Raw genomic sequence first — 5,667 nt, forward strand, 5'->3', positions numbered from 1 at the left:
CTTCAAACCTGGTATGTACGAGATGCAGGCGGAAATGTGCTGAGTGTTTACAATTATGGTGATACAGCAATCAACAGTGGAGATTTAAGCCAGACGGAGGCACATTTGTATGGAAGTAGCCGTTTGGGGATGGCCACGATGTCGGTCAATGTACAGGATACGACACCGGATGTTGTAACTAATATTACGGGACTAGGTACGGGGAAAAATATTATTTTTACGAGGGGTAAGAAGTTCTTTGAATTAACGAACCATTTGGGTAATGTTTTGGCTACGGTGTCGGATCGTAAAATACAGGTAAGTGGAAATGGTACAACGATAGATTATTACAATGCAGATGTAGTGTCTGCGCAGGATTATTATCCTTTCGGAATGATACAGCCTGGTAGAAGCTATAATGCCGGAGGGTATAGGTATGGGTTTAATGGGAAGGAGAATGATAATGAGGTGAAGGGAGAGGGGAATGAGCAGGATTATGGGATGAGGGTGTATGATCCGAGGGTGGGGAGGTTTTTGAGTGTGGATCCTATCACTACAAAATACCCATTTTTAACACCTTATCAATTTGCAAGTAATAGTCCTATTTTGTGTGTGGACGTTGATGGGTTAGAAGGAGATCCATTTACAATTGGTAGAGCAGTATCTAGTAACCGGGAATGGGAGGCCAATGTGCGTAAAACAGATCCGGAACACGCAAACCAACGGATTTATGAAGCTAATAAAGAAGCTTTTTTGACGGTTGGAAGTATGCTAACATCAGGATCAGGCTCTCTTTTTAACTGGTTTCTTCGGGGTGTTGCAGCATATGGTACATATAAAGTAACCAGGGGAGTTATAAAACAAGATGCCGCAGATGTAAAGGATGGTGTTAATAGTTTGTTATTTGTAGCATTGAGTAAAGCATCTGAAATTGTAACAAAAAAAATTATAAGTTTTGCTTTTCCAAGATTATATAATTTTGGCACAAAGGCATTAGGAGAAATGGGAGCAGAAGCGCTTGTAAGAAAATATGGTACATTTCAACCTGTTGGAAAAGGAAGTGGGGTGCCAACTAGTACAGGGACAAGATACCTTGATGGGATACCATTAGGAACAACGCTAGAAAATATAGAAGTAGCATTTGAATCAAAAGTGGGTTATCAGAAATATAGTGGAAATATTGTAGCCCAGGTTGAAAAAGATGCTGAGTTACTTGCATCTGGTAGGGTGAAGGAAGTAACCTGGGTATTTTGGCGTAGTCCAAGTACCGGTAAAGTAGGTGCTTCTCCAGAATTGTTGAAAGAATTGAAAATTGCAGGAATTAAGACTGAAATAGCAGGAGACATACCTAAAGATATTATTAATAAAGCCATCATTAAATATGCACCAACAAATAAATAAATACGAGACTTTAATAATACCTATTGATTACGATAAAAAATTTCTAGATTTAAACGGTGAAGAAATAATGGATTATTATAACTGGTTTTTAAATATAAAAACAGAAAGGATGATCCATCTATGTAATTTCCTTTTTGATAATCAACAGGATTGTATAAGTGAGAAAAACTTAAAAGTGATTGAAATATTTTTATTGAATACGGTTTCAACTCAGCCAAAGCCAATTAAAAAATATAATGAGGAAGTAAAGAAAATTCCATTACATCTCAAATCGATTGCTAAGCCAACGAATTATATATTTGATACTCAAACAATTTCCATTTGTTACGATATTGGGATTTTTATGGGGGAATTAATTATCAATCTGGATAGTAAAATCTTTTGGAAATTGGAAGTTGATGATAATTTTGCAGATTATGGGCAGCCTGTATTGGCAAAGAAAAAAAGCAAGTTTAGTATAAACCCGTTTATCGTTGCAAAAAATGCGGCCGCCAAGATATATGATGGAACATATAAAGATGAGCAACTTATCAGCTTTTTCAATACTTGGAAAAAGGCATTTAGGGTGGACGCATAAACTTCCTTATTATATGTTAATAGTTCGGTAGTCTTTATCACCAGGTGTCGCCAAGAGTGGATAAAAATAATTTTTTGCAAAAGATATTTACAGGAGGAAAAAGGGAAGAGAAAAGGTAGTAAAATTTGGTGTGAAACAACATTCTACCGCCTTTAATAAAGCGATTAGCTTTATCAGTACAAGTACAGACCAGGTTAGTGAAATGACCAAACCACAGAAGAAATTTGTGAAATGGCTCGTTGAAAAATGGGTGATGCTTCCAGTGCATCATAATTTTCTGAATCTGTTCCGGTACAGGGGAGGCGGGTACTCGTGAAAAGTATACGTCAGCAGTTTGGTCGCAAGATCAGCTATTCCGGTTGGTTTGATATTGCTTTTAGCAGCATGCAGAATAAAGAATGGATTGCCGCATTTGCCCCAGGCTGTATTCATAAAAGCGGTAAGAAAGTAATCCTTCCACTAACCCCATACTTTCCCTTGCACGACAGTAGGTAGAATGGTGATATTTTTGGATACTAAAATATACCAAAGAAATGGCATCAAACAATACTGTAAAAAGCGCTAAAAAGCGACATACCCCTGCGGAGATTATCCAATTTTTGCGTGGTTTTGAAGATAGTGAGGGATTGTCCGTTCGCGCGTACTGCGAGAAGATAGGCGTAAATACTTGAACCTTCCACTATTGGCGCAAAAAATTTGGAGAAGCGTCGGAACCACAAGCTGATTTTATTCCGCTGGAGATAACCGGCATTCCACAACCTGGGGCATCGTTGCAAATGGAGGTGAAAGTTATTAAGATTTACGGAGATCTTTGCATTGAACAGTTAAAAGCCATTTTATCATGAGCGCATTGCTGGTACTGACCGATACCTATAAATTCTACTTTTGCTGTTCTGAAGTAGATATGCGCAAGTCATTTGATGGCTTATGTGGTGTAGTAGAAAAATATATGAGCAGACGTGTTGAGAAAAACCAGAAAGAGGTATTTATTTTTCTGAATAAGAATCGTACTCACCTGAAACTATTGCTGCATGAAAATGACGGATTCACACTGCTGTACCGCAGGCAAAGAGATCGTTTTACATTGCCTGAAATGACCGCAGAAAAAGGGAGTATAAAATTGACAGCAGTTGAAGTACTGTCTTTGCTTAATGGGCTCATGCTTCACCATACTCAAAAAAGAGTATAAGATATTAAGAACTTAAGGAGTAGATTTTTTGTAATAGCGCTTCGGCCTGGTCTTTTTCAAAATCAAAATTACGGGCAGGTTTATCCCCAGGAATATATGGAATATTGTGTGAAATTTTCTGAAGCAGATCACCTAAAAATGATCTGCTTTTTGTTATTTGCATATGTAAATATGAAACGCTCCTCATCACATAAGGCTACCGATTGTCAATTGCAGTTATCAGCTGCGTTGCAAATGATAGCCATGCTAGAGCAAAGTGTGATGAGCCTTCAGCAGGCTAACCAGAATTTAGTAGAGAGTCATATACAGAAGGATATAATTATTACTGATCGTGACCAGACAATTACCACGTTATTAACGAAACAAAAGCTGGATGCGCAGACCATCGTATCATTGGAGGAGAAAAACCAGCAGCATATACTGCTTATTGGTAAGCTCAATAATGTAGTCAGCGAACAACTTAATCGCCTGCAGAAAAACAAAGGTGATCTCTTCGATTATAAAATGCTCCGCTATCAGTGGATGCAGCTGAGAAAAATGATTTACGGCAGAAGAAGCGAAAAACGTTTTATCACGGCTGCAGATGCAGAAAATAAGGACAGTGTACAAGGCTGGCTTTTTGATTTACCTGCCGATCATGAAGGTTCAGTACAGCTCAAAGATGCGAAGAAAATAAAAGAGCGCATGGTAGTAGTGGCAAAAAATGCAGATCCTCTACCACACCCTGGCCGCCATGCATTACCTGATCACCTGATGCGTTGTGTAATAAGGGTAGATCAGGATGTTCCTGCTGGTGCCGTAAAGGTGGGCACAGAGCGCACTGAAAGATTGGCTGTACAGATGATGAAATTATATGTGAACGTGGAAGAGCGCGATATTTATATTATTAAAGCGGATGAAAGAGGGAAATACAAACAACTGATTGCGCCGCCAGCCTCTCATCCAATCCCTAAATGTAAAGCTGATATTACGCTATTGGTAATGCTTTTAATAGAAAAGTTCATCTACCATATGCCATTATACAGGATACAACAACGCTTTAAGCAATACAGCATTGATTTAAAATATAATACCCTGTCGAACTGGATTAATGCGACTATCGATGTGCTAAGACCCTTATGGGAGCTACTGTGGGAGGATTTAATGAAAAGCCGGTACGTTCATATGGATGAAACAAGGTTCCGCGTGCTGGATACAACCAGGGCGAAGGGTAAAGGATCGCATAATGGATACTTATGGGTGGGTGGAAATCCAGTCCTGAAAATAGTTTGCTTTACCTATAAGAAAGGTAGAGGTAAAGGTGAGATAAAAGATATTTTATCTGGTTTTACCGGATACCTCCATACGGATGCATATAGTGGATATGATGAATATGGGAAACAGCCTGGTGTTATTCATTTACATTGTCTCGATCACTCTCGCCGCTATTTTGTTGAATCTTTGAATAATGACGAACAAAGAAGCAATTATGCACTCGATCATTTTTATGCGCCGTTATATCAAATAGAACGTGAATGCAAGGAGCAGGAATTATCATATGATGAAATTACCGAAGCCCGTCAGCAGCGTGCAGTACCAATACTAAATGCCCTACGGGAGTGGATCACCACAGAAATTAATGAAGTAATAGAAGGTACGCCAATTTACACCGCCATGGCTTATACATTAAAAAGAATGAAGCAACTGATGGAGTATTGTAATGACGGCATGTTGTCAATATCGAATATGTTCGTTGAGCAATCAATCCGTCCGACTAAAATAGGCTTGAAAAATTATTTGTTTGCCGGGTCGCATGAACATGGAGAGCGCGCAGCTATTATCTACAGCCTTATACAAACCTGTAAATTGCAGGGAATAGACCCTGATGCATACCTGCATGATGTATTGCTGCGTATCAATGATCATAAACAAAACAAATTATGGGAATTGTTGCCGCAGAACTGGAAGCCCCAAACGCGAAATAACTATGCTAAAACTCAGAGTGCCTGAATCGATGGTGTATTAGCAGGATCGATTACATTGAAACTCCCTTTTGCTAACTGTTGTTCAGGATATTCCAAAATATCTGTCAGGAACTCAAACACCTCTTCTTCAGTAGCACAACCATGTAGCCCCCGCTCACATGATACGAGGAAAGTATCATGGATTTTAAAGTGAATAACCTTTAATCCGGGAGTAAATGAGTTATAATCACGCATGAGCATCCACTTGCCTTTATCCTCACTATCTTTATATTTTATTGCAATAAACTGATCGATAAAAAACTGCGCCTGTTCCTGCATTACTTTCTGCATTTTTTGAGGGGAAGCCTTATTAAGATTATCGTCAACTATGATGAAATAGAGCCTTGTCTGTTGATCAGGAGTCACATGAACAAAACCTAAATTAAAACCTGTCTCATACAAAACCGGCATCCTGCTATTTAAATCTAATGACTGTATACAGGAAAAATAACGAGGACTGTCACTATGATACATCATGGTCTCAATGCCTTCATTTAACGTAAGTATTCGGACCTCGG

At 38.8% G+C, this 5,667-nt stretch carries 5 protein-coding genes; 4 read left to right on the plus strand and 1 reads right to left on the minus strand.

The features are described 5' to 3' along the window. The 4 genes from BW716_RS34275 to BW716_RS34295 all read left to right on the plus strand — a co-directional run. On the plus strand, nt 1-1,380 hold a 1,380-nt coding region (locus BW716_RS34275; RefSeq protein ID WP_220388907.1), incomplete at its 5' end, for an RHS repeat domain-containing protein. Next, on the plus strand, nt 1,361-1,957 hold the full coding sequence (locus BW716_RS34280) for a hypothetical protein (protein ID WP_083730553.1): 597 nt from the start codon (nt 1,361-1,363) through the stop codon (nt 1,955-1,957). The genes BW716_RS34275 and BW716_RS34280, both read left to right, overlap by 20 nt. Before the next feature lie 841 nt (nt 1,958-2,798). Continuing rightward, nucleotides 2,799-3,146 carry an IS66 family insertion sequence element accessory protein TnpB gene (tnpB, locus tag BW716_RS34290; RefSeq protein WP_083730555.1) on the plus strand — a complete coding sequence of 116 codons (348 nt, stop codon included), beginning with the start codon at nt 2,799-2,801 and terminating at the stop codon, nt 3,144-3,146. 171 nt (nt 3,147-3,317) lie between these two features. Then, complete coding sequence (locus tag BW716_RS34295) at nt 3,318-5,135, plus strand: IS66 family transposase (RefSeq protein ID WP_179091406.1); 1,818 nt, start codon at nt 3,318-3,320, stop codon at nt 5,133-5,135. Here BW716_RS34295 and BW716_RS37305 read toward each other — a convergent pair. Beyond that, on the minus strand, nt 5,123-5,667 hold a 545-nt coding region (locus tag BW716_RS37305; protein WP_179091407.1), incomplete at its 5' end, for a hypothetical protein. The genes BW716_RS34295 and BW716_RS37305 overlap by 13 nt on opposite strands.

This window comes from [Flexibacter] sp. ATCC 35208, assembly GCF_001975825.1.
GTDB lineage: Bacteria > Bacteroidota > Bacteroidia > Chitinophagales > Chitinophagaceae > Chitinophaga.